29 protein-coding genes and 4 pseudogenes (1 of these 33 only partly in view) are annotated in these 24,423 nt (G+C 38.9%); 21 read left to right on the top strand and 12 right to left on the bottom strand.

Annotated elements, in window-relative coordinates; genetic code table 11:
- Both SWOL_RS11480 and SWOL_RS11475 read left to right on the top strand, forming a co-directional pair.
- Window positions 1-792: the 3' portion of a restriction endonuclease subunit S domain-containing protein gene (locus SWOL_RS11480; protein ID WP_011641597.1), read on the top strand. It extends 750 nt beyond the left edge of the window; only the last 792 of its 1,542 coding nucleotides appear in the window; the start codon falls outside the window, past its left edge; the stop codon is at window positions 790-792.
- A 277-nt stretch (window positions 793-1,069) separates the two neighbouring features.
- Window positions 1,070-1,639, top strand: a complete 570-nt coding sequence (locus SWOL_RS11475; protein WP_011641596.1) for a transposase — start codon at window positions 1,070-1,072, stop codon at window positions 1,637-1,639.
- Window positions 1,640-1,683: 44 nt separating this feature from the next.
- On the opposite strand, the gene istB (SWOL_RS11470) is transcribed toward SWOL_RS11475, so the two are convergent.
- Both istB (SWOL_RS11470) and istA (SWOL_RS11465) read right to left on the bottom strand, forming a co-directional pair.
- Window positions 1,684-2,406 (bottom strand): IS21-like element helper ATPase IstB, encoded by a 723-nt coding sequence (istB, locus tag SWOL_RS11470; protein WP_011639493.1) that lies wholly within the window; start codon window positions 2,404-2,406, stop codon window positions 1,684-1,686.
- Window positions 2,403-3,899, bottom strand: coding sequence for an IS21 family transposase (gene istA, locus SWOL_RS11465; protein WP_423218532.1), 1,497 nt, complete (start codon window positions 3,897-3,899; stop codon window positions 2,403-2,405). Before istA (SWOL_RS11465) ends, istB (SWOL_RS11470) begins: the two co-directional genes overlap by 4 nt.
- A 204-nt stretch (window positions 3,900-4,103) precedes the next feature.
- Between istA (SWOL_RS11465) and SWOL_RS11460 the strand changes: the two genes are divergently transcribed.
- The 6 genes from SWOL_RS11460 to SWOL_RS11435 all read left to right on the top strand — a co-directional run bounded on the left by SWOL_RS11460 (window position 4,104) and on the right by SWOL_RS11435 (window position 7,701).
- Window positions 4,104-4,973, top strand: a complete 870-nt coding sequence (locus SWOL_RS11460; RefSeq protein WP_011641595.1) for a transposase — start codon at window positions 4,104-4,106, stop codon at window positions 4,971-4,973.
- Entirely contained in the window at window positions 4,966-5,652 is a 687-nt protein-coding gene (locus SWOL_RS11455; protein WP_011641594.1) for an ATP-binding protein, read from the top strand. Before SWOL_RS11460 ends, SWOL_RS11455 begins: the two co-directional genes overlap by 8 nt.
- A 199-nt stretch (window positions 5,653-5,851) precedes the next feature.
- Entirely contained in the window at window positions 5,852-6,430 is a 579-nt protein-coding gene (locus SWOL_RS11450; RefSeq protein ID WP_011641593.1) for a recombinase zinc ribbon domain-containing protein, read from the top strand.
- Between the two features lie 140 nt (window positions 6,431-6,570).
- Complete coding sequence (locus SWOL_RS11445; protein WP_011641592.1) at window positions 6,571-6,804, top strand: single-stranded DNA-binding protein; 234 nt, start codon at window positions 6,571-6,573, stop codon at window positions 6,802-6,804.
- A 62-nt stretch (window positions 6,805-6,866) separates the two neighbouring features.
- The gene (locus SWOL_RS11440; RefSeq protein ID WP_011641591.1) at window positions 6,867-7,436 is read left to right on the top strand and encodes a hypothetical protein; all 570 of its coding nucleotides are present in this window, start codon (window positions 6,867-6,869) and stop codon (window positions 7,434-7,436) included.
- Between the two features lie 22 nt (window positions 7,437-7,458).
- On the top strand, window positions 7,459-7,701 hold the full coding sequence (locus SWOL_RS11435) for a DUF262 domain-containing protein (RefSeq protein ID WP_041427563.1): 243 nt from the start codon (window positions 7,459-7,461) through the stop codon (window positions 7,699-7,701).
- 25 nt (window positions 7,702-7,726) lie between these two features.
- Here the strand turns inward: SWOL_RS11435 and SWOL_RS11430 are convergent, their stop codons facing one another.
- The 3 genes from SWOL_RS11430 to tnpA (SWOL_RS11420) form a co-directional block, all read right to left on the bottom strand.
- A complete protein-coding gene (locus SWOL_RS11430) occupies window positions 7,727-9,319 on the bottom strand; it encodes an IS66-like element ISSwo2 family transposase (RefSeq protein ID WP_011641585.1) in 1,593 nt (530 codons plus the stop codon).
- A gap of 77 nt (window positions 9,320-9,396) precedes the next feature.
- On the bottom strand, window positions 9,397-9,750 hold the full coding sequence (tnpB, locus tag SWOL_RS11425) for an IS66 family insertion sequence element accessory protein TnpB (protein WP_011641584.1): 354 nt from the start codon (window positions 9,748-9,750) through the stop codon (window positions 9,397-9,399).
- Window positions 9,747-10,058 carry an IS66 family insertion sequence element accessory protein TnpA gene (gene tnpA, locus SWOL_RS11420; protein ID WP_011641583.1) on the bottom strand — a complete coding sequence of 104 codons (312 nt, stop codon included), beginning with the start codon at window positions 10,056-10,058 and terminating at the stop codon, window positions 9,747-9,749. Before tnpA (SWOL_RS11420) ends, tnpB (SWOL_RS11425) begins: the two co-directional genes overlap by 4 nt.
- Here tnpA (SWOL_RS11420) and SWOL_RS11415 point away from each other — a divergent pair.
- The 5 genes from SWOL_RS11415 to SWOL_RS11395 all read left to right on the top strand — a co-directional run bounded on the left by SWOL_RS11415 (window position 10,051) and on the right by SWOL_RS11395 (window position 14,410).
- Entirely contained in the window at window positions 10,051-10,353 is a 303-nt protein-coding gene (locus tag SWOL_RS11415; RefSeq protein WP_242649333.1) for a hypothetical protein, read from the top strand. The genes tnpA (SWOL_RS11420) and SWOL_RS11415 overlap by 8 nt on opposite strands.
- A 22-nt stretch (window positions 10,354-10,375) precedes the next feature.
- The gene (locus tag SWOL_RS11410) at window positions 10,376-11,674 is read left to right on the top strand and encodes a DUF262 domain-containing protein (RefSeq protein WP_011641589.1); all 1,299 of its coding nucleotides are present in this window, start codon (window positions 10,376-10,378) and stop codon (window positions 11,672-11,674) included.
- Window positions 11,675-13,456, top strand: a complete 1,782-nt coding sequence (locus SWOL_RS11405; protein ID WP_011641588.1) for a DUF262 domain-containing protein — start codon at window positions 11,675-11,677, stop codon at window positions 13,454-13,456.
- 347 nt (window positions 13,457-13,803) lie between these two features.
- Complete coding sequence (locus SWOL_RS11400) at window positions 13,804-13,983, top strand: hypothetical protein (protein ID WP_041427562.1); 180 nt, start codon at window positions 13,804-13,806, stop codon at window positions 13,981-13,983.
- On the top strand, window positions 13,973-14,410 hold the full coding sequence (locus SWOL_RS11395; protein WP_011641587.1) for a putative toxin-antitoxin system toxin component, PIN family: 438 nt from the start codon (window positions 13,973-13,975) through the stop codon (window positions 14,408-14,410). Before SWOL_RS11400 ends, SWOL_RS11395 begins: the two co-directional genes overlap by 11 nt.
- A gap of 205 nt (window positions 14,411-14,615) precedes the next feature.
- Here the strand turns inward: SWOL_RS11395 and istB (SWOL_RS11390) are convergent, their stop codons facing one another.
- The 7 genes and pseudogenes from istB (SWOL_RS11390) to SWOL_RS11360 all read right to left on the bottom strand — a co-directional run.
- Window positions 14,616-15,338 carry an IS21-like element helper ATPase IstB gene (istB, locus tag SWOL_RS11390; protein WP_011639493.1) on the bottom strand — a complete coding sequence of 241 codons (723 nt, stop codon included), beginning with the start codon at window positions 15,336-15,338 and terminating at the stop codon, window positions 14,616-14,618.
- Window positions 15,335-15,826: a hypothetical protein gene (locus SWOL_RS11385; protein WP_242649332.1), complete on the bottom strand. Its 492-nt coding sequence runs from the start codon at window positions 15,824-15,826 to the stop codon at window positions 15,335-15,337. The genes istB (SWOL_RS11390) and SWOL_RS11385 overlap by 4 nt, the downstream gene beginning before the upstream one ends.
- A gap of 50 nt (window positions 15,827-15,876) precedes the next feature.
- Entirely contained in the window at window positions 15,877-17,469 is a 1,593-nt protein-coding gene (locus tag SWOL_RS11380) for an IS66-like element ISSwo2 family transposase (RefSeq protein WP_011641585.1), read from the bottom strand.
- Window positions 17,470-17,546: 77 nt separating this feature from the next.
- A complete protein-coding gene (gene tnpB, locus SWOL_RS11375) occupies window positions 17,547-17,900 on the bottom strand; it encodes an IS66 family insertion sequence element accessory protein TnpB (protein WP_011641584.1) in 354 nt (117 codons plus the stop codon).
- Window positions 17,897-18,208, bottom strand: coding sequence for an IS66 family insertion sequence element accessory protein TnpA (gene tnpA / locus SWOL_RS11370; protein ID WP_011641583.1), 312 nt, complete (start codon window positions 18,206-18,208; stop codon window positions 17,897-17,899). Before tnpA (SWOL_RS11370) ends, tnpB (SWOL_RS11375) begins: the two co-directional genes overlap by 4 nt.
- A gap of 81 nt (window positions 18,209-18,289) precedes the next feature.
- A complete protein-coding gene (gene istA / locus SWOL_RS11365; protein ID WP_011641582.1) occupies window positions 18,290-19,294 on the bottom strand; it encodes an IS21 family transposase in 1,005 nt (334 codons plus the stop codon).
- Window positions 19,295-19,429: 135 nt separating this feature from the next.
- A pseudogene (locus SWOL_RS11360) lies at window positions 19,430-20,068 on the bottom strand (phage portal protein); the annotation flags it as partial.
- Window positions 20,069-20,570: 502 nt separating this feature from the next.
- On the opposite strand from SWOL_RS11360, the gene SWOL_RS11355 reads away from it, so the two are divergent.
- The 8 genes and pseudogenes from SWOL_RS11355 to SWOL_RS14985 form a co-directional block, all read left to right on the top strand.
- Window positions 20,571-20,777 carry a hypothetical protein gene (locus SWOL_RS11355; protein ID WP_041427560.1) on the top strand — a complete coding sequence of 69 codons (207 nt, stop codon included), beginning with the start codon at window positions 20,571-20,573 and terminating at the stop codon, window positions 20,775-20,777.
- A gap of 415 nt (window positions 20,778-21,192) precedes the next feature.
- Window positions 21,193-21,372: pseudogene (locus SWOL_RS14110) on the top strand (Gmad2 immunoglobulin-like domain-containing protein); the annotation flags it as partial.
- Window positions 21,373-21,458: 86 nt separating this feature from the next.
- On the top strand, window positions 21,459-21,602 hold the full coding sequence (locus tag SWOL_RS14105; protein WP_341271081.1) for a hypothetical protein: 144 nt from the start codon (window positions 21,459-21,461) through the stop codon (window positions 21,600-21,602).
- Window positions 21,603-21,618: 16 nt separating this feature from the next.
- Window positions 21,619-22,410, top strand: coding sequence for a transposase (locus SWOL_RS11350; protein WP_341271080.1), 792 nt, complete (start codon window positions 21,619-21,621; stop codon window positions 22,408-22,410).
- Between the two features lie 32 nt (window positions 22,411-22,442).
- A complete protein-coding gene (locus SWOL_RS14100) occupies window positions 22,443-22,835 on the top strand; it encodes a hypothetical protein (RefSeq protein ID WP_242649331.1) in 393 nt (130 codons plus the stop codon).
- Between the two features lie 196 nt (window positions 22,836-23,031).
- Window positions 23,032-23,856 carry an HNH endonuclease gene (locus tag SWOL_RS14995; RefSeq protein WP_011641578.1) on the top strand — a complete coding sequence of 275 codons (825 nt, stop codon included), beginning with the start codon at window positions 23,032-23,034 and terminating at the stop codon, window positions 23,854-23,856.
- Between the two features lie 87 nt (window positions 23,857-23,943).
- Window positions 23,944-24,123: pseudogene (locus SWOL_RS14990) on the top strand (transposase); the annotation flags it as partial.
- A pseudogene (locus SWOL_RS14985) lies at window positions 24,122-24,331 on the top strand (transposase); the annotation flags it as partial. The pseudogenes SWOL_RS14990 and SWOL_RS14985, both read left to right, overlap by 2 nt.
- Window positions 24,332-24,423: the final 92 nt, after the last annotated feature.

Below are 24,423 nucleotides of genomic sequence, written 5' to 3'. Positions count from 1 at the left end.
CTTTACCTATTATTAGATGAGCTAAGTGGAGAAATTTATGCTGGTGCAAATGATACCGTAATACGTCCAAATAATACAGAGGAAGCTGCCTATATATATAGTTATATTAAAAGCGAAACTGGTAGAACTGTTATAAGTGCCAATACAACTGGCACGGTTCTACCGCGTATGGCAAAGAGGGATTGGGAGAATATCCCGGTTATATTACCAAAGAAATCTTTGATTGAATATGAAAAGTATTTTAGACTCCAGCATTATCAACAGAAATCAGTATCGGAATACAATGATTTTTTTAGTTTTTTTTCACAAGATCCTGATGTACATAGTGTCGAGGATATTTTGAACATAGAGATGGTGAAAAATGTAAGGCTGTATAAAGGAGAAATAATTAGGGAGTTTTTAGAGGAAGATCTAAAAGAACTTAATGCTTGTTTCCGAGCAAAAGCATATAAAGCAACGTTGATTCTCTGTGGTTCAATTCTTGAAGCAGTGTTAATCGATTGGGTTAGTGAAAAACATAGAAAAAACTATTTTAACGAAGACTTATATGTACAAGATAGAAATGGTAGGAGCAAACGTGCTGATCTTATTGATTATATTAATATAATAAAAGAAATTCAGAAGCCTGCCTGGATGGAGGAAGCAGATAAAGCTCATTTTATTCGCCAAAAAAGAAATTTGGTACATGCCAAATTATGTCTTAAATCCGAGGAAATTAATGAGATGGTTTGCAGGGAAGTTATTGATTATTTAAATGATGTCCTAAAGACAAGAGGTTTCATCCTTTCATAAAATGAAGATATGATAAGTTGCAGTGATAAAGAGTTTTCAGTTAGTGAATTACAGTGTTTACTATACTGTTAGATGTGTAGATGTGCACCATTAGAACAATAAAAAGTAAAATGAATTAATAGAAATAAGGCTTTTATAGTTAAAATGACTTTGAAAGCCTTTATTTTTATTTCTAAAGCAAAAATACTACCTTATATAAGCTAATCAAGGGGTGATGCCTATGCTTGCACTGATACAGAAATTATTACTTCGATAACAAAACTAAAGGAGGAAAAACATGATAGGTATCGAGCAATACCAAAAAATCCAAGAGTACAAAGAACTTGGACTCGCCCAGACCAAGACTGCTAAAGCACTGGGGATAACCTATTCTTCTGTCAGCAAATACTGGAATATGAGCGAAGAAGATTATGTAAGGGAAGCTGAGCAGGAAAAGTATCATATGGATAATTATCGACAGTACATATTAGAGCAATTGAAAATATGCCCGCAAATTCGGGACACAAATGTCTATCTTAAATTGATGGAAGCCTTTCCCGATTTACAAGTTAAACGAGCTACATTCTACCGCTATATGAAGGCCTTAAGGGAACAGCATGGGTATCAGCATACCAGTAAGCGGAAAATCTCGCCACGTGAAGTCTCGCCACCAGGATATGAAGCTCAGGCTGATTTTGGTCAATATAAACTTAAAGATATGTATGGACGAATTGTGAGGGTATATTTCTTTTGTATGGTTCTGAGTTATAGCAGAATGAAATTTGTTTGCTTTTCACCGGATCCCTTCACAACCAAAACAGGCATAAAAGTTCACAATTATGCTTTCCAGTGTGTTTGGCAAGTATAAAATACATCAAACGGCAAAAAATAAATCCAGCACCCCAGTTTCCACTATTTCCTTATCGTGGAATGTGTAAGTCTGTAGCTTTGTCCACCAAAAACCAGTAGATGACTATGGTGGATTAAGCGGTCAATAATCGCACTGGTTAACTTCTCATCGTAGAATATGCCATTCCATTTACTAAACTCTAAGTTGGTAGTGATAATAATACTGCGTTTTTCATAGCAATCAGCTACTACCTGAAAGAGTAGCTGCGCACCCTGGCGATCCAGGGGAATATAACCCCATTCATCGCAAATTAGTAAATCCAGCTTCGCCAGTTGCTTTAGCATTTTGCCCAGATTACCAGCATTTTGAGCATCATTTAACTCGTTGACCAGGGTTGATGTTCTATAAAATCCCACCTTCTTTCCTTGATTACAGGCTTCTACACCGATGGCGGTAGCCATATGGGTTTTGCCCGTTCCCACCGGGCCATATAGAATCAGGTTTTCCCTGTTTTTTAGGAGGGCTGCAGTTTTCAAATCATCTAATGGTATTGATGCCGGTATCTCAATATGATCAAAACTGTAGCCATTAAAGGTTTTTATTACATCAAAACCGGCTTGTCTTAAACAGCGGTTTTTACGGTTTAATTCCCGTCCCTTAACCTCTATTTCTAAAAGTTTAGCCAGAAACTCTTCGTGGGTATCAGCCTTAATATCTGCATAGTTCTGTACTATGCTGTTCCCCCAGCGTAATTGCTTGCAATAGTCTTTAATCAATTCTTTCATCTGCACTCACCTGCTTTCAGGAAAGTATCATAGCAGGTCAGATCAGGAGTATATATTGCCGGTGAATTTATGCCGGCAGATAATAACGGCAAAAAATCATTAAAGGTTGGTTCGGTTAATCGGCGGTAGCTTAACAGGATACTGTCAGCATCTGCTTTGCCGGAATCTAATGTCTCCAGCAAGCATATGGTTGCTGTATCCATATCTGTTTCGGTTATCATACGTACTAAAAGATTTAGGCTCTTCTTTTTTTCCGCGTAATCCAGATTATTAAAATAGTCCTGCCAGGGGTCAGGTAGTTCGCGATAAAATCCAGTATATTTCAAAGCATTAGGGCGTTTGGCCAGTGTAGTTAGGTAAGGCAGCCAATCCATTAGTTCCTGATTCTGGCCATATAATCGTTTATGTTTTACGATAGGCTGGTATTGTTCGTTTAATAGTTCCACCTGATGGGCACCTAGCCTCATATATAGTTCTTTATTTGCCACCTGGGGTGATGCGGAATATACGTTTGTATCAACACAGACTTTGCCGTATTTGTTGGCCGATAATTTCTGCATACGGCCGATCGTAAATGGTTTGGCCGGCAGGGGTAGCATGGCTGTAAGGTCATCTTGGAGAAGCTCATTTATTACCCGGCCTTTACGGTAATGTTTCCGGCAGTGGTCTTTTTCAGCCACGGCAAAAAGTCCCTGGTTAAATTCTTCAATATCACTAAAACTGGGTTCGGGTACAAAGTAGTTCCTGCGGCTGTAACCCACCTTGTTTTCAACATGGCCTTTTTCGTGCCCTTTACCGGGGTTGCAAAATTGGGGCTTAAAGCCGTAGTGGAGGGCGAAGCGGTAAAATTGGTCTACTAGTTTCCGCTCTCCTTTTTCCCCAATACCAGCAACTGCCGCTGACATATTATCAAACCAGATTATCCGGGGAACATGCTCTAAATATTCAAATATGTCTTTTAGTCCGGTTAACAGGCATTCCTGGTTCTGACCCCGAAATATCTGGGGATACCCAGCATTACTATACGGCAGCGAAAGAATTAATTCATATCCTTTGACTTTCTGGCCTTGCTCAATCATGACGATTTCGCCGAAGTCTACCTGCGCTTCTCCTGCTGGGTGTTCCAGGGGAAGGTAGCCTTCTTCTTCACCGTATAGTTCTTTTTTTCTGGCAGATACATAAGTGCGAACAGTTCTTTCACAAGCATTAAATATATCCTGATGTTCATCACACAGCCGGTCGTAGATGCGCCGAGCAGTGTGCCGTTGTTTAACTGGCCGGTTCAGGTCTTCTTTAAGCCAGGCGTCAATTATCGGTTTTACCGGGTCAAGCTTCGAAGGTCGTCCTCTTTTAGGTTTTCGGATTTCATTGAAATCGGTTTGCTCTGCATATTTTTTTACAGTCCTGAAATCATGTCCGGTCTCTTCGGCAATACTCCTAAGGGATTTGCCTTTATGAAAGTTTAAGTGTTTGATATGATATTGTTGTATCATCGTTAGCATCCTTTCTTATCTACCTCCTTTTGTCTCTTCAACAAAAAGGGTAGTATATTTTGGGGGTGCTGGCGATGATTTTTTTTCCAATTTACTGCTGTATTTTTAACTTGCCATTCGCTGTATTTTTATTGTGCCATAAACACTTTCCAGTACTTTGGAGGAAGGCCACAGACAATTCTATATGATCTTGATAGGGTCTATGTGGGTAGCGAAAATCTAGGTAATATTATATTTGTACCGGCCTTTGAAGAATATGTAAAGCGTATCGGCTACAGTGTTTCATTATGCAGGCCAAGAGATCCTCAGAGTAAAGGTAAGGTAGAAGAGGTAATTGGATATGTTAAGCAAAGTTTTCTGGAGGGGAGGGTATATACCGGAATTGACAGTCTTAACAGTGCAGCTCTTGCATGGTTGGATAGAGAAGGCAACGGGAGAGTTCATACTGTGACTAGAAAAGTGCCACGAGAAATGTTTATTGAAGAACAAAAACAGCTTTTTCATGTTAAACCATATTCAGAGGTATCAAGTACTGTAGCATCCTTTGATTCCAATGGAGTGGTCAGCTATAAAGGGAATCGTTATCAGATTGATGTCGGTGTGATGGATGCACATCAACGTATACGTATTGAGGATGATGGTAAAATACTTCTATTTTATGATACTGATACTAATGAATTATTAGCTAAGTATCCAGTAACAGAAGATACTGGACAGATATTCAAAGCTGAGGAAAAAAACAACAGAAACAGGGTTTCTCATGCTCTTATAAAACAATATTTTGCAGAGCATGAAATAGCTCAGGAATTTATACGGCGGATGGAACAGGAACAACCAAAATATTTTAATAGCCATTGTATTCGCTTAAATCGCATGACGAAGTTTTATTCGATGGAGCAAATGCTTGATGGGGTAAGATATTGCATTGAAACTGAACGCTGCAATGCCTATGAACTTTTGGCTTACATAATGTATAAGCATGGTGAGCAGATAGCAAAGAAGTTCTTACCAAATCAACAGTATTTCAACCATCTGACACGTAGCAAGGAGATAAGGAGGGAAATCGATGGCTGATATAACTGAAATCCGCGAGTTGGCTAAGAAGCTAAATCTATGGAATATTTCCAGGGGATATATTGATTTGAATGATGAGAAACTGTCCAACCTAGATTATCTTCAGATGATACTACATAAAGAACTAGAGATACGAGCCAGACAAAAACAGATCAAGCTAAGAAGGGCAAGCAAACTTCCCAACAAGGTATTTGAATTACCAAATTTAAACAAAGGTTTGGAATGGCAGATAAAACAATTATCCCATTTGACGTGGCTCAATGAAGAACAAAACGTTATTCTACTTGGTAAATGCGGGACAGGCAAAACTAGTCTTGCAGTTCATCTTGGAGAAACAGCGATCGACAATGGACATAAAACTTACTATGCATCCATTGATGTTTTTATATCTATTCTAGAGAACAAAGATATAAACCCAAAAGCAGGCGCAACCTTCTCCTATATGCGGGAATGCGACTTGATTATTATTGATGATGTTTTTTATCTAGAACCAACCAGGTCAGAGTTGCAGGCTTTTTATCGAGCAGTTACTTTTCTTAATGAAACAAGAAGTATCATTTTTATTACCAATCGAGAAATATCTACATGGTTAGATGTAGTGGAAGACAAACATCTTTGTCAGACTCTGTTAGATAGAATAACAGCCAATTGTCAGATCATTCGCTTGACCGACAGATAAATTAAAATACTCACCTCTTTTCTAGAAAAGGGTTAATACTCAAATTTGAAAACTATGCCGATTAACGGTTTTATATAGATGCAAAAAATCTCACGAAATCCTAAGATTAGCTTAACTTTTGAGATTTTCTGCAGTTTCTGGGGTAGGGGGGTCTAAATCTCCACCACTTTTTGCCCCGGAAACGGGCGTGGGGTAACGCGTGAAAATTCGCGGTTTCAAACAGTGTGGCGAAATATACCGTAGAGTTCATTGGAATAACCGAGGTAAAAAATCGATTGTTTGGAGATGCGTCAGTAGGCTTGAGAATACAGGGTTAACTTGTCATTCCCGAACTGTGCTGGAGGATATGATAGGCCTTGCTACGGTGGATGCAATTAATAAACTAATAGGGCAAAAGGATGGCTTTTTAACTATCTTAAAGGAAAATATAGAAACAGTGATAAGTGAAGCGGACAATAATATTGTTTTCGAGATAGATAAAAAGCTAGAGGAATTACAAAAGGATCTTTTGCGACTGGCCAATTCTAAAGAAGATTATAACGATATAGCTGATGAGATTTACAGGCTCAGAGAGGAAAGGCATAAGGCTTTAGCAGAAGAAGCAGGCAAAAAAGGTTCCAAGCAAAGGCTAGAAGATATGGAAAAATTCCTTAATGAACAATCCACCCTCCTTGAGGAATATGATGAGCAGCTAGTAAGGAGACTTATAGAGAAAATAACGGTCTATGATGATAAACTAACTATTGAATTTAAATCTGGTGTAGAAGTAGATGTATAAACATAACCTTCATGAATGACCACCATTCAGGAGATATATTCTCTTGATTGGTGGTTTTCTTTCATTGACTGGAATTGGTAAAAGGCATATAATCTTATTAACAATGTTGTTGATATTGTTATTGATAAGGAGATGACAACATGGGTGATGTTAATGAGTTACTAGAAGAAGCTATTAAGGAAACTGAAAACTTGAATGAAGGTGAAGTCTTTCTTGTTAAAGATTTGTTCAAGGGTTATGTATGGAATAGAATACCCAGAAAGGATCGACTTCTGCTTGGGACTTTATTTTTAAACTACGTAAATAAAATGGAAGGTAATATAAAGGCTATTGAAAAGACTTCATCTAATCAACAGAGGTATCAGAAGGTTTGAGGATATGGTAAAACTATTATGAAAAGTAATAAAGAATTATAAATTATATAAGGGTGGATGGGGTGGATGCTTTGCTTAATTTAAGGCAATTAGTAGATGACTTTTTCTTGTTTGTGCAGTCTAAGAGTATTGAAATTTATAATGAGTTTAGCCTCCAGCATGAGCTGGGGATATTCCTACGTGAAAAGCTTCCGGACTATCGTATTCAATTTGAAAGAAATGTATCATACTTCACACCAGACAATAAAACTATAAAAAAAGAAATAGATATCACTATATTTAATGAAGATAAATCGGAGAAGTATGCAATTGAACTTAAGTGCCCATTAAATGGCCAGTATCCAGAACAGATGTATTCATTCGTGAAGGATATTAAATTTATGGAGGAGCTTAAGAACCGAGGATTTACTAGAACAGCTGCTGTTGCTCTTGTTTCAGATAGACCTTTTTATGAAGGGCGCAACAATGAAGGTATATATAGGTTTTTTAGAGAAGAATATTCTGTTTACGGTTGTATTTTTAAGCCAACAGGTGTAGGAAAAAATAAAGATAGCATTGCATTGACAAGCAGATATGATTTTATCTGGCAGGATTTAAGTGACGGTCGTAAATATTACATAATCGAGATTTGAGTAGTCAGGGGGGGACTTGCAGGTGGCTTTGCTTCAAGATGAATTAAAAATAAGAAAGATTCATGAATTACTTCATATGAAATTGGCTTTACCACCATATCAGCGCCCGTATAGTTGGAGTGTGAAGTCTGCAAATACGCTTTTTCAAGATACTTATAATGCATACCATGAAGGTTTACAAGAATATAGAGTTGGTTCAGTAATTTTACATAAAGAAAACGGAAAGTATAACATTGTCGATGGCCAACAACGACTGACAACGTAACCGTCAAATAGCGCACACCTAGCCCTCAGGAACTACTTGAGGTAATATTCTCCTGGGGCATTCCGCACTCCTCGGGCAGTGTATCAGACCAGGGCAACAAGCGGTCAATGGCAGCTTGATCACCCGTATCAACATTGGGCAACTGCTCAAACAGATAAAACATATAATTGTAAGGCTTTAGGTTATTCTCCTTGGCCGTTTCAATTACGCTGTATATAATTGCACTGCCTCTAGCACCCCTGGGGGTATTTGTAAACAGCCAATTTTTCCTTCCTATTACGAAGGGTTTAATTGAACGTTCGGCACGATTATTATCTATCTCCAACCTGCCATCCAGCAGGAAGCTGTTTAAACAATCCCACTGGTTCAGGCAGTAAGTAATAGCCTGACCAAAGGTGCTTTTGGGAAGGGTTTGTTGCTTTTGCTTTTTAAGCCATATATAGAATTCGTCAAGTAACGGTTTGCTTTTTTCCAACCGTTTATCATAACGTTCTTTATCAGATACATCTTTTAACTGACGTTCAATAGCAAATAATCTATTGCAGTATTCCAACCCCACACTGGCTGCTACCGGTTTATCTTTTTGGGCAGCCGGCAATGCTTTAAGGGCTTCGGTGAATTTTCTGCGTGCATGCGCCCAGCAGCCGACCAGCGTTATGCCGGTCAGTTTACCATAGGCACTGTAACCATCAGTTTGTAGATATCCTTTAAAACCAGACAGAAATCGGTCCGGATGTTTACTGGCTCTGGTGGTCTGATATTCGTACAGGACAATTGGTGGTCCATCTCTTCCGGTACGATATAACCACATATAGGATTTAGTTTCGGCTGAACGCCCCGGTTCTTTTAATACCTGCAAGGTTGTTTCGTCCGCGTGCAGGATATCTCTATCAAGCAACTCCACATGCAGGCGGTCGTAAATTATCTTTAACCAGGGGTCGGCAACGTTTAAAACCCAGTTTGCCATGGTCTGGCGGGACAGCTCTATTCCCAGACGGGATAACTGCTGTTCCTGACGATATAACGGCATACTGTTGGTATATTTTTGATCCATAATATATGCCAGTATGGAGGGGGATGCCAAACTGCCTGGTAATATGGGGTTAGGCATTTGTGCTTTGATTATCGGTGTCGTAATATTTTCTTTCTCACACTGGCGGCAGGAATATATGTATTGAACATGCTGTACTACTTTTACCTGAGCAGGTATTACCTTTATCTCCTGTCTGATCTGGGTACTCATTTCATGAAGGGAACCCTGGCAGCAGGGGCAGACTTGCTCATGTTCTAAAAGTCGGTATTCAATTACTTCAACCGGAAGGTCTTTAAGCTTATCAGCTTTTTGACCAGGCTGCTTTTTCTTACGCTCATAGGTAATGGTTTCGATATCTGGTTCTTTAATTTCGGGGTCAACAATATCTTCAGCTTCATTAAACAGATTAATCTGTTCGGGAGTAGTTTTCTCACTGGAAGTACCAAACTGTTTTTGGCGACTTAAGCGATATTGCTCCTCATACCACTTTACCTTGGCATTAAGTTCAGCAATCTGTTGTTCCTGCATAAGGATTTTATCATTAAGTTGTTCAATTATCTGAGCCGAATTATCTTGCATGTTCATAGATAAATTATACCATAAAAGCGGTATTATTGCACCACGAAAATGCCGGAATATCCGGGCTTAGAGCTGTTTTTCTGTTAAAGAATAACTCTTTGTTTAACTGCTTTATGAGCCTGATTTTGTTTTAGTGACAAGCCATCCAGGAGCCAACGGAATTCACGGTAGCTGATACTGACCACATCGGTATGGGCGGTGGGCCAGTCAAATTTGCCCCGCTCCAGACGCCGGTAATGCAGCCAGAACCCGTTATGCTCCCACTGTAGAATTTTGAGTTTGTCACGTTTACGATTACAAAATACAAATAGGCAGGGGCTAAAGGGATCTAAATGGAATGATTCTTTAACCAGTACTGCCAATCCGTCAATCGATTTTCTAAGATCAGTGCTACCGCAGGCCAGGTAAACCAGTCGGTTTGATATTTCACTGATCATATGGTTTGTAGAACCTTTACGATTTGGCGCAACAGGTGGGGATCAAAGCCTGGTTTAATCTCAACTGTTGCCTGCCCAACATGAACGCCTATGGAACCGGGAGCAAGGTTTGCTTGCTCTACTTCCAGGGGAAGCCATTTAACTGGTTGGTTATTTTCAACCTGGTCCATACGCAGTTTTTTACGCCAGTAATAGAACTGGTTGTTCCTAATTGAATGTTCCCTACACCAGGTAGCTATGCTTTTACCGCTGGTTTCATAGTCTGCCAGACGCTGTTCCCACAGGCTGCGCAGATCGTTATTGACCATTCCTGAACATCTCCTTGTTTTTTGTTCAGGTTTATTGTCTCATCTTTACTGGGACACTGGTATGTGTGAAGTTTTTGACGCTTACGTTGCTCTTGTTTCAGATAGACCTTTTTATGAAGGGCGCAACAATGAAGGTATATATAGGTTTTTTAGAGAAGAATATTCTGTTTACGGTTGTATTTTTAAGCCAACAGGTGTAGGAAAAAATAAAGATAGCATTGCATTGACAAGCAGATATGATTTTATCTGGCAGGATTTAAGTGACGGTCGTAAATATTACATAATCGAGATTTGAGTAGTCAGGGGGGGACTTGCAGGTGGCTTTGCTTCAAGATGAATTAAAAATAAGAAAGATTCATGAATTACTTCATATGAAATTGGCTTTACCACCATATCAGCGCCCGTATAGTTGGAGTGTGAAGTCTGCAAATACGCTTTTTCAAGATACTTATAATGCATACCATGAAGGTTTACAAGAATATAGAGTTGGTTCAGTAATTTTACATAAAGAAAACGGAAAGTATAACATTGTCGATGGCCAACAACGACTGACAACTATTTCGATTCTTCTATACTGTTTAGGTGAGAAGGATCTGGGGTTATTACAAGAAAAATACAATCAACTGTCTAACGATGTGATTGTAACTAATTATGAAATTTTATCTAAGAGAATAAGTGAGCTACCGAAAGATGAGCAAAACAAGTACAAAAATTATTTATTCGAACGTTGTAGTGTAGTTCAAATTGTTACAGACAGTGAGCAAGAGGCTTTTCAATTCTTCGATTCACAAAATTCGCGCGGTAAGGAGTTAACCCCACATGATTTATTAAAGTCATATCATTTACGCGAGATGAATGATGAAGAGGAAAACCAAAAAATAAGGATTATCAACCAATGGGAAAATGTAAACCAAGATGATTTGAATGACCTATTTAAAATCTATCTTTACCCATTGACCCAATGGTATAAAGGAAAGAGTGGTTTGGGCTATTCATCTAGTAAAATAGATGTGTTCAAAGGGATTAAAACCACAAATGTATTTAATTATGCGATTTATCATAAAGCAAGTAATCTTTTTGTAGAACAGTTTAATGCAAATGGAAGCAATGAATTACTTGCATCTAGAGCATTAAATCAATTTCAATTAACACAGCCTCTTATGGCAGGAAAGCGATTCTTTTATTACACTCTACATTATAGAAATCTACTTGAGCAAGTACAAAGATTAGTGAGTAAAGTTCATACAGAGGAACAAGTTCCGAGTAGACGCACTGGAGATCTTTACATTAAACAATTATATGAATGTGCGCTATTATTTTTTGCTGATCGCTTTGGAATTGAAAACCTATCTAAAGCTGTGATGCAGCAATTATATACTTGGAGTTATTCTTTGCGGCTGGTTATGGAAGCTGTCTATCTACAGACAATTAATAAATATGTGCGAGGAGAACATGAACGCGTAAACTATGGATTAGGTATGTTTTCAGAAATCAGTGAAATGAAAAACGGAGAAGAATTAAAACTCATTTCTTTAGAGCAACCTAAAATTGAGAATAAAAACAAAGAGAAGTACAGGGATGTGTATGATTTACTTTGTGAATGGAATAGGTGGTAGATGATGGATAAAAATATAAGAATCATACCGGTATCAAAAATTTTTACTAATGTTCATTATATAGTTCCTATATATCAACGCAACTATGCTTGGGGAGTATCGGAGATAGAACAATTGATAGAAGATATTGATAGCTCTATTGGCGACTCTAATAAAAATTACTTTCTTGGAAACCTAATTGTTAATCAAAGGGATAATAATGTTTATGAAGTAATAGACGGGCAACAGAGGTTGACAACACTATTTCTATTAGAAAGTTATCTTGGTATGAATTTTGCTAAAGATGGGTTGAGATTTGAAGCACGGGAAAAATCAAACCGTACCCTTAACATGCTAAGCAAAGGAAACAAGAATGAGCTAATAGAGGAATTAGCATCTGTTGAAATCTTAAAGGGATATCAAATAATTGATAGCTATTTTAAATCTAATAATATAGATAAAAATGATTTAACTAAAAAACTGGAAAGTGTTTTTATTGTTCGTGTACAAGTTCCACAAGGTATAGATTTAAATCATTATTTTGAAATCATGAATACTCGTGGCGAGCAACTTGAACTTCATGAAATAGCAAAAGCAAAATTTTTAGAAGTATTGGATACAGAACAAGATAAAAAAACGGCAGCATTGATTTGGGAAAAATGCTCTAACATGCACTCGTATATACAAATGAATTTTGATCCCAGTGTTAGAAAGTATCTTTTTACAAATGATTGGTCTAGTATCAGGGATAATATTAACGATTTTGATACAATTAAGGAATTTATTCATAGTGAAGATGAAGACAATAATTTAGTTCCTTTGATTGAGATTCTAAAAAACAAGAAACTCTTTAATAATGAAATAAGTAAGGATGAAGTTGAGAATGAACGTTTTGAATCGATTATTTCGTTCCCAAATTTTTTACTTCAGATAAATGCTGTACTTAATAATTTAGAAGAGGAAGATTCAACCCTTGATGATAAACATTTCTTAAATAATTTATCATGGGCCTGGGGGGACGCTGATAAAGCAAAGAACTTTTTATTTCATATGTTAAAATGCCGTGTACTGTTTGATAAATATATATTGAAACGTGAATATGCTAGAGATTATAAAGAAACTGGGAAATGGTCGTTACAACGTTTAGAAAGGTATAATGATGGGAAAGGTGATAAACCCAAATATGTAGGAACATTTGGTGAGGACAATAGTCAGAATAATAAACAACTAAGAACTCTGCAATCCTGCTTGCGTATAACCTACACATCACCTAAAACTATGCATTGGATTTCATTAATATTAACAAGCTTATTAGAAAATGAATCATGTGACATTATTGAAATACTTGAAGATTACTGCAAAACAAAAGTTTTCGAATCAAAGTTTGAGAATTCTAGTGGATTTGGTTTTGAAAGAATCGTATTTACTTACCTTGATTATCTTTTATATAAGAATGGTTATTCTTACTTGGGCAAGGAAATTATTCCTCCATTATATGATGAGTGGCAGTTCCAATTTAGAAGTTCCATTGAACACTTTCAACCCCAAAATCCCGTTGAAGGTGAAAGCTGGGAAGCAGATGACCTTGATGGCTTTGGCAACCTCGCATTAATTACAGTGTCAGGAAACTCGAAGTTTTCTAATTTACCACCAGAGGGAAAAATCACCTCATATCCAAGTATTATAGAACAAAGTTTGAAACTCAAGATTATGAAAGAGTTGGTGAACTTCGATGATGAAAAATGGACGGAAGAAAAAGCAAGAAAGCATAAAGAAGAAATGTTTAGAGTTTTGAAAGGGTAGTTATTATATATGTCGATATGTTCCCGCCTACCGATAGTGCAAAAAGAGCCTTTGACGTGTTTCCGACTACCGACAATGTAAAAGACATCAATCCACCCCGCTCGTTGCATGTGGAGACGGTGGTTCTGCTATATCGGAGTTAAAGTACCGAGAATAGTACATTTACAAGAAAATGCGTTTATGTTCCCTCAGACGGGAAATAGGGGTAGGGTCGAGTGAAGGAACATGAAAAAGATGTTTTGTTATGGTAGATGTCTATTCTTTTCTTAATTAGAGTATTAAATACAATATTGAACATAAAATAGCGTAAGCTAGATTGAATAAATATTGTTAGAGGTGATATAATCATGGAAAAGAATACAAGTAATGAGGGCGAGGTTGATCGTATGGCTACAGCGACTATGGAATCCCGAAAGTTAAACTGCATGGATAGTATTAGAGAACTCGCTAAAAAGGCTATAAAAGAAAAAGGCTTAAGTGAGAAAGAAGTAAGGAAAACATTAGGTTCAAAGAGATATGAAAAGTAAGCTAAAAGTTGTTCTTGATACAAATATTTTTATTAATGGATGGCTTTTCGCAGAAGATCATGATTCGTGCTCCCGAATTATGGATATGATTGATAATAGAAAAATTCAATTATTGTTTGCTCAAGATACTATAGGGGAGCTTGTTTATCTGATTAAAAATTTTGCTAGACACAATATTGATGACGTTAATCTAAGAATATCGTTGTTACAAAGGGTAATGGAGCTTTTTTACTATTCGACTTCAGTTAATACTATGGATACAACTACGCCTTTAATAGCTGATCAATATGATAGTATGTTTTTGAAATGTGCTATTGAAGGAAAGGCTGATTTTTTAGTTTCGGATGATTTTAAGAGCGGTATGCATGAGCTTGAAAATGTTAGTTTTCAGGTTGTAGGTTCCGATAGGTTTGTAGAAATAGTTTAGTATTGAGTAGTAATTATGGGCATCTGCCGAAGGGTAGGTGCTTTTTGTATGGTTTGGAATTTGGGGGAGCTTATTCTTTCTCTTTTATGCAGATTGAGGTAAGATAATGCTGTGGCAAATTATGAGAAAAATAGTATTTTGGGTGTGTTTGGCAAGTATAAAATACATCAAACGGCAAAAAATAAATCCAGCACCCCAGTTTCCACTATTTCCTTATCGTGGAATGTGTAAGTCTGTAGCTTTGTCCACCAAAAACCAGTAGATGACTATGGTGGATTAAGCGGTCAATAATCGCACTGGTTAACTTCTCATCGTAGAATATGCCATTCCATTTACTAAACTCTAAGTTGGTAGTGATAATAATACTGCGTTTTTCATAGCAATCAGCTACTACCTGAAAGAGTAGCTGCGCACCCTGGCGATCCAGGGGAATATAACCCCATTCATCGCAAATTAGTAAATCCAGCTTCGCCAGTTGCTTTAGCATTTTGCCCAGATTACCAGCATTTTGAGCATCATTTAACTCGTTGACCAGGGTTGATGTTCTATAAAATCCCACCTTCTTTCCTTGATTACAGGCTTCTACACCGATGGCGGTAGCCATATGGGTTTTGCCCGTTCCCACCGGGCCATATAGAATCAGGTTTTCCCTGTTTTTTAGGAGGGCTGCAGTTTTCAAATCATCTAATGGTATTGATGCCGGTATCTCAATATGATCAAAACTGTAGCCATTAAAGGTTTTTATTACATCAAAACCGGCTTGTCTTAAACAGCGGTTTTTACGGTTTAATTCCCGTCCCTTAACCTCTATTTCTAAAAGTTTAGCCAGAAACTCTTCGTGGGTATCAGCCTTAATATCTGCATAGTTCTGTACTATGCTGTTCCCCCAGCGTAATTGCTTGCAATAGTCTTTAATCAATTCTTTCATCTGCACTCACCTGCTTTCAGGAAAGTATCATAGCAGGTCAGATCAGGAGTATATATTGCCGGTGAATTTATGCCGGCAGATAATAACGGCAAAAAATCATTAAAGGTTGGTTCGGTTAATCGGCGGTAGCTTAACAGGATACTGTCAGCATCTGCTTTGCCGGAATCTAATGTCTCCAGCAAGCATATGGTTGCTGTATCCATATCTGTTTCGGTTATCATACGTACTAAAAGATTTAGGCTCTTCTTTTTTTCCGCGTAATCCAGATTATTAAAATAGTCCTGCCAGGGGTCAGGTAGTTCGCGATAAAATCCAGTATATTTCAAAGCATTAGGGCGTTTGGCCAGTGTAGTTAGGTAAGGCAGCCAATCCATTAGTTCCTGATTCTGGCCATATAATCGTTTATGTTTTACGATAGGCTGGTATTGTTCGTTTAATAGTTCCACCTGATGGGCACCTAGCCTCATATATAGTTCTTTATTTGCCACCTGGGGTGATGCGGAATATACGTAACCGTCAAATAGCGCACACCTAGCCCTCAGGAACTACTTGAGGTAATATTCTCCTGGGGCATTCCGCACTCCTCGGGCAGTGTATCAGACCAGGGCAACAAGCGGTCAATGGCAGCTTGATCACCCGTATCAACATTGGGCAACTGCTCAAACAGATAAAACATATAATTGTAAGGCTTTAGGTTATTCTCCTTGGCCGTTTCAATTACGCTGTATATAATTGCACTGCCTCTAGCACCCCTGGGGGTATTTGTAAACAGCCAATTTTTCCTTCCTATTACGAAGGGTTTAATTGAACGTTCGGCACGATTATTATCTATCTCCAACCTGCCATCCAGCAGGAAGCTGTTTAAACAATCCCACTGGTTCAGGCAGTAAGTAATAGCCTGACCAAAGGTGCTTTTGGGAAGGGTTTGTTGCTTTTGCTTTTTAAGCCATATATAGAATTCGTCAAGTAACGGTTTGCTTTTTTCCAACCGTTTATCATAACGTTCTTTATCAGATACATCTTTTAACTGACGTTCAATAGCAAATAATCTATTGCAGTATTCCAACCCCACACTGGCTGCTACCGGTTTATCTTTTTGGGCAGCCGGCAATGCTTTAAGGGCTTCGGTGAATTTTCTGCGTGCATGCGCCCAGCAGCCGACCAGCGTTATGCCGGTCAGTTTACCATAGGCACTGTAACCATCAGTTTGTAGATATCCTTTAAAACCAGACAGAAATCGGTCCGGATGTTTACTGGCTCTGGTGGTCTGATATTCGTACAGGACAATTGGTGGTCCATCTCTTCCGGTACGATATAACCACATATAGGATTTAGTTTCGGCTGAACGCCCCGGTTCTTTTAATACCTGCAAGGTTGTTTCGTCCGCGTGCAGGATATCTCTATCAAGCAACTCCACATGCAGGCGGTCGTAAATTATCTTTAACCAGGGGTCGGCAACGTTTAAAACCCAGTTTGCCATGGTCTGGCGGGACAGCTCTATTCCCAGACGGGATAACTGCTGTTCCTGACGATATAACGGCATACTGTTGGTATATTTTTGATCCATAATATATGCCAGTATGGAGGGGGATGCCAAACTGCCTGGTAATATGGGGTTAGGCATTTGTGCTTTGATTATCGGTGTCGTAATATTTTCTTTCTCACACTGGCGGCAGGAATATATGTATTGAACATGCTGTACTACTTTTACCTGAGCAGGTATTACCTTTATCTCCTGTCTGATCTGGGTACTCATTTCATGAAGGGAACCCTGGCAGCAGGGGCAGACTTGCTCATGTTCTAAAAGTCGGTATTCAATTACTTCAACCGGAAGGTCTTTAAGCTTATCAGCTTTTTGACCAGGCTGCTTTTTCTTACGCTCATAGGTAATGGTTTCGATATCTGGTTCTTTAATTTCGGGGTCAACAATATCTTCAGCTTCATTAAACAGATTAATCTGTTCGGGAGTAGTTTTCTCACTGGAAGTACCAAACTGTTTTTGGCGACTTAAGCGATATTGCTCCTCATACCACTTTACCTTGGCATTAAGTTCAGCAATCTGTTGTTCCTGCATAAGGATTTTATCATTAAGTTGTTCAATTATCTGAGCCGAATTATCTTGCATGTTCATAGATAAATTATACCATAAAAGCGGTATTATTGCACCACGAAAATGCCGGAATATCCGGGCTTAGAGCTGTTTTTCTGTTAAAGAATAACTCTTTGTTTAACTGCTTTATGAGCCTGATTTTGTTTTAGTGACAAGCCATCCAGGAGCCAACGGAATTCACGGTAGCTGATACTGACCACATCGGTATGGGCGGTGGGCCAGTCAAATTTGCCCCGCTCCAGACGCCGGTAATGCAGCCAGAACCCGTTATGCTCCCACTGTAGAATTTTGAGTTTGTCACGTTTACGATTACAAAATACAAATAGGCAGGGGCTAAAGGGATCTAAATGGAATGATTCTTTAACCAGTACTGCCAATCCGTCAATCGATTTTCTAAGATCAGTGCTACCGCAGGCCAGGTAAACCAGTCGGTTTGATATTTCACTGATCATATGGTTTGTAGAACCTTTACGATTTGGCGCAACAGGTGGGGATCAAAGCCTGGTTTAATCTCAACTGTTGCCTGCCCAACATGAACGCCTATGGAACCGGGAGCAAGGTTTGCTTGCTCTACTTCCAGGGGAAGCCATTTAACTGGTTGGTTATTTTCAACCTGGTCCATACGCAGTTTTTTACGCCAGTAATAGAACTGGTTGTTCCTAATTGAATGTTCCCTACACCAGGTAGCTATGCTTTTACCGCTGGTTTCATAGTCTGCCAGACGCTGTTCCCACAGGCTGCGCAGATCGTTATTGACCATTCCTGAACATCTCCTTGTTTTTTGTTCAGGTTTATTGTCTCATCTTTACTGGGACACTGGTATGTGTGAAGTTTTTGACGCTTACGAATATACGTTTGTATCAACACAGACTTTGCCGTATTTGTTGGCCGATAATTTCTGCATACGGCCGATCGTAAATGGTTTGGCCGGCAGGGGTAGCATGGCTGTAAGGTCATCTTGGAGAAGCTCATTTATTACCCGGCCTTTACGGTAATGTTTCCGGCAGTGGTCTTTTTCAGCCACGGCAAAAAGTCCCTGGTTAAATTCTTCAATATCACTAAAACTGGGTTCGGGTACAAAGTAGTTCCTGCGGCTGTAACCCACCTTGTTTTCAACATGGCCTTTTTCGTGCCCTTTACCGGGGTTGCAAAATTGGGGCTTAAAGCCGTAGTGGAGGGCGAAGCGGTAAAATTGGTCTACTAGTTTCCGCTCTCCTTTTTCCCCAATACCAGCAACTGCCGCTGACATATTATCAAACCAGATTATCCGGGGAACATGCTCTAAATATTCAAATATGTCTTTTAGTCCGGTTAACAGGCATTCCTGGTTCTGACCCCGAAATATCTGGGGATACCCAGCATTACTATACGGCAGCGAAAGAATTAATTCATATCCTTTGACTTTCTGGCCTTGCTCAATCATGACGATTTCGCCGAAGTCTACCTGCGCTTCTCCTGCTGGGTGTTCCAGGGGAAGGTAGCCTTCTTCTTCACCGTATAGTTCTTTTTTTCTGGCAGATACATAAGTGCGAACAGTTCTTTCACAAGCATTAAATATATCCTGATGTTCATCACACAGCCGGTCGTAGATGCGCCGAGCAGTGTGCCGTTGTTTAACTGGCCGGTTCAGGTCTTCTTTAAGCCAGGCGTCAATTATCGGTTTTACCGGGTCAAGCTTCGAAGGTCGTCCTCTTTTAGGTTTTCTGATTTCATTGAAATCGGTTTGCTCTGCATATTTTTTTACAGTCCTGAAATCATGTCCGGTCTCTTCGGCAATACTCCTAAGGGATTTGCCTTTATGAAAGTTTAAGTGTTTGATATGATATTGTTGTATCATCGTTAGCATCCTTTCTTATCTACCTCCTTTTGTCTCTTCAACAAAAAGGGTAGTATATTTTGGGGGTGCTGGCGATGATTTTTTTTCCAATTTACTGCTGTATTTTTAACTTGCCATTCGCTGTATTTTTATTGTGCCATAAACACCGTTAGCAAAAAACTTGGCGCCATATTCTTCAGTTGCCATCGCAAGCCCGATTGCGTTTTTAGCCATGGCAATGGGGGAATACCCCACTAGACCGTCAAAGCCCAAGCCGGGAATATGCAGTACATCGCTGGGTCTTAAGGTAACAGTCATTCCGTTTATGGTCGGTGCTTCATCTGAGTAGCGGGTGTAGGAGTAGTAAAGTTCTCCCTTGGAATCACGGTCAACTCTCATCCGGTTTGGCATCAAAGGATATAAGGCAATGACTTCACCCTTTCCGTTTCTAATAATCTGGGCATAGGCGTTCCCCCACAACAGAAGATGAGTCATTAAAGTTTCGCGAAAAACAAAGGAACTCATCTCGGGGTTAGGCTCATCGTGGAGTAAAAAATACAGCGGGTGGGAGAGTGCTTTCTCCTTGCCGCCGCTTGTAGTGTATTTATATAAATGAAGAGGGAGTCCCGCTACCGCTTCAGCCAGTATCCTTACACAAGAGTAAACTGCTGTCATTTGCATGGCGGTATGTTCATTTACCGGCTTGCCACTTGTAGTTCCACCAAAGAAGAAGCTATAGCTGCTGCCTGGTGTCCTGTTTTTTGGTTTATCTCTTGCTTTAAATAGGTTTGTAAATAACCCCATTTATATCACTCTCCTTAAAAATGAGCATGAAAAAAGCACCTCGGGTGAGATGCTTCTGGATTTTTTAATCCTAGTAAAGCTAGGGCGCATATTATTTGGAATGCACAACGGAATCATTCACCAAATAATTGTTATTTTGAGTTATAATTTACTAAACTAGGTCGCCATTGCCATTACTATATATAAACAATAATTGGAGGTGTCATGTTTGAGTAAATATCAAAAATGGACCGTTTTATTCTGTTTGCTTATGAGCGCATCAATTATTTTCGGGCAAATAGCCAAAACAGTTTATACCTTTGCTCCATTGACTGGTTGGATTTTAGCTTTCATATTCTGTATCCTAGCTGGTATTACGGCGATAAAAGCATATTCTCAAAGATAATCTGGGAGTAAAACTTTCTCGCTGCACACAGTATTTGGAATATATCATACAATTATTTGCATTCAACTTTAATGTATAATACATACCATAATAATTGTTGGGGGGTACCAACTTCCTATGAAGAAACCTGCAATTTCAAATAATAACCTTAAGAGATTTTTGCTTATTGCCTTAGGGGGTTTATTGGGCATTGTGTTGTATGGAATTGGGAAATATTTAATCACCGGCCATACCGATATTGAACATTTGATAACATTCTTTATTACTTGGTTAATAGGAGGAGCAATCGGTTTTTTAATTGTCATAAAAATGCTTGACCTTTAACTTAGTGACGCATTCTTCTACTTCTACGCAATACAATCTTACTTTTTAATTGGTTATACCATGAAACCAATAGTACTTCAACGTGACAAGGGGACGGGGGTATTCGTGACAAGGGGACGGGGGTATTGACACATAATGACATGTGGTATTAATTACCACAGAGGTGATTTTTGTGCCAAGAGTGGCAAGGATAAAAAGTAAGAGTGGAATATACCTGTTATTATGAGAGGAATTAATCGAGACTTTTGCAAATTAATTAGCTTAGAAATAATGGCATTTTCAGAGAGTAAAAAAAGGACTTCACCCCCATTTTTGCCGAATTTATTAGTGACAAAACAACCCAAGCAAAAACGAAAGGAGAAGTCACTTATGAATATTCGGCAAGGATACGTATTTTCCTTAGGATGCAAACGCTAATGTATTAGCCAAAGGCTTTACCATGGCCAGCGAGGGTGCGCCTGGCCGGGGAGATTTTAAAACCAGCATCGATTTTAAGTCCCCCGGTCCTGGCAAAGGTAAGTTAGAAGTGTTCTGGTTAAGTATGAAAGATGGAAGCGATCAGGATAAAGTAGTTATACCTGTTGAGTGGAAATAGGTAATAATAGAGAACTAAGCAAATTAGCACCGGTCAGAGTTAATAAAGCCGACTAAGCTGAGTGAATTTCAGTCCGGAGGAATACTATGAAGAAAGTAAAAATAACTGTCATGAAGACAGCCTGCTATAAAGACTTAATTGAAAAATATGAAAATCCAATCACCCATGCCTGCGATATGGTTGAGGGCCAAGTGTTTATTGCTAAGGTGACAAGGGGACGGGGGTATTGACACATAATGATTATATGTGGTATTAATTACCACAGAGGTGATTTTTGTGCCAAGAGTGGCCAGGATAAAAAGTAAGAGTGGAATATACCATATTATTATGAGAGGAATTAATCGTCAGATTGTGTTTGAGGAGAATGAAGATTGCGTCAAATTTATTCAAACCTTGCAGAAATACAAGGCGATTTGTAAATACAGATTATATGCTTATTGTTTAATGGGTAATCATCTCCATTTACTGTTGATGGAAGGCACGGAACCCCTAGAGAATGTGATGCGAAGGATATGTAGCAGCTATGTTTTATGGTACAACAAAAAGTATGACAGGGTAGGGTACTTATTTCAGGATCGATTTAAAAGCGAGCCTGTAGAAGATGATGGATATTTTCTAACAGTACTTAGATATATATTTCAGAATCCTGTAAAAGCTGGTATAGTAACTAAAATTAAAGATTATAAGTGGACTAATTATACCGACTACATTGAAGAAAGCAATAAAACCGATACGGATTTTGTTCTTGATATTTTTAATACAAATAGAGAAAGAGCAATAAGAAGTTTCATTGAGTATATAAACAAAACGAACGATGATAAATGTCTGGATATCCCGGGAAAACGGCAGTTAACGGATGAAGATGCTAAAAAAATAATCAAGGATCATTGTCATATTTATAATACGCTAGATTTGCATAAGTTTGATGTTAATAAGAGAAATCAATACTTAAAAGAGCTGAAGGAAGGTTATGGCTTATCAATTAGACAAATAGAGAGGTTGACGGGAATTGGCAGGGGGATTATCCAAAGAGCCTAGTGTGACAAAACCCCCGTACCCATGACACACAATTGAACGCAGATATGAAAGAGGTTATCCAGGCAGTTTGCAGCAATCGCCTCGTACTGCTTGAAGCGGCCACTGAACTTGTTGATTTACTTATTGATTACACAGGAATCGAACCGGAGTTTGTTTCAAAGGTGTGTCGTGAATTAATTCGGTTCGTCGGCCCGGATATTGGAAACATCAGCACGTCTTTAGCTTTGCTGGCCGAGCCTTTAACAAATATTGCGCTCACTTTACACCGTCATCCTGATTATCGTGACATTGGACTGCAAATGTTTGAAGAACTCATTTCTTTGAATATACGCGAAACAAGATCGGCCTTGGATATATTAGATCGCAGACTGTTGAAAACAACAAATACGCCTTTCCGGCCAAGAAGGCGCCGTAAGAAGTCTTAAGTATACACCTCTCTGGAAATCTTCTTAAATATAACTCTGCCGCCAAGGGGATACCAGAGGGGTACGACATCTTTTTTGTACACTCAAGGCATGTGGAGACGGTGGTAAGGATATATCGGGGGTAAAGTACCGGGAATAGTACATTTCTGATGCTGGAAATTATGTTACCTCAGACGGAAAATAGGGGTAGGGTTGTGTGGGGGAACATGGAAATGTTAATCTGAGGGCAGAAAATTGCAGGCTGAAGGGAAAGGACATAATCGTGTTATATAGAGACGAATTAGACTTATCTAGTGAACAATGGTTGGAATTGCTACAGGATAATACTGTTTTTAAAGATGAAGATATTTTATTAGTTTTAGAACTTTATAAATGCAATAACTGCCGCGAGTACGCATCCGTATTAGCAGATTCTTTAGGTGTAGCGTCACACTCAGTCCTAAATCTGCAAATTGGGAGATTGGGGAAAAGAATCATTGCCAGGTACCCTGATATTAAATATCCAACGAGGGAAGACGGCGTTGTTAGATACTGGCATATACCTTTCTGGGGTGAAGATGGGGAAAAGAAAGGTCACTACTACTGGCAATTAAGACCCGAATTAAAAGAAGCATTGAAAATGCTAAAGAGTAATCAAAAACGAAAGATATTTGCTTTACATGGAGAAGTTCAACTAGCACAGGAGGTTGATGAAGAACAAACAGAGAAGCTATATGAAGGAGCAAAAATACAAATTGTTGTAAATGCGTATGAGCGTAACATTAAGGCTAGACAGATTTGTATCGATAAATATGGCTATAAATGCAGCATATGTGACTTTGACTTTGAAGAGTTTTATGGTATGTTAGGCTCTGACTACATTGAAGTACATCATTTAATACCTTTGCATGAAATAAATAAGGAATATCGTGTTGACCCGATTAACGATTTACGGCCTGTTTGCCCCAATTGTCATGCAATGCTTCATCGAGCTGGAATTTCGTATGAGGAATTAAAAAATAAGATTGAGTCTGAATGTTAGTGCGTGTAAATGGTAATAATCTCCACAAGAAAACAATATGGAGGTTATCAAATGGCAAAATCAAAGAACATTCTCACGGACAAAGAAATGGAGCTGGTAAGTCTGCTGATGCAAGACTGCCAAAGCACCGGGGACATTCAGACGAAGTTGAAACGCTTGTTTGTAGGAACGATTGAACAGATGCTTGAAGCCGAAATGGATGAACATTTAGGCTATGAAAAGCATTCGGTAGAGGGCAACAATAGCGGTAATTCACGCAATGGGTATCTATACGACCAATGCAGTGGAAGCATATCACAGAATGGTGCGCAAATTCACGAAAGCAAAGGCGATTTTCCCGACTGACGACTCAATAAGAAAGGTTGTTTTCCTGTCGGTCAAGGAAATCGCGAAAAAATGGACGAAGCCGGCGCGAGATTGGGCAATGGCATATAGCCAGATTATGATTTTCTTTGCAGATAGATTTGCGGCTTAAAGGCCGCCTGGGGGCTCTGCCCCCAAACCCCCGAGGTTTATCCGCTTGGGGCTTACCGGTGAAACGAAAAACAGCGAGCAATAAACCCGCTG

The sequence above is a fragment of the Syntrophomonas wolfei subsp. wolfei str. Goettingen G311 genome, from assembly GCF_000014725.1.
Lineage (GTDB): Bacteria > Bacillota > Syntrophomonadia > Syntrophomonadales > Syntrophomonadaceae > Syntrophomonas > Syntrophomonas wolfei.
The sequence above is the reverse complement of the archived record's forward strand: the minus strand, read 5'-3'. Positions and strand labels throughout refer to the sequence as shown.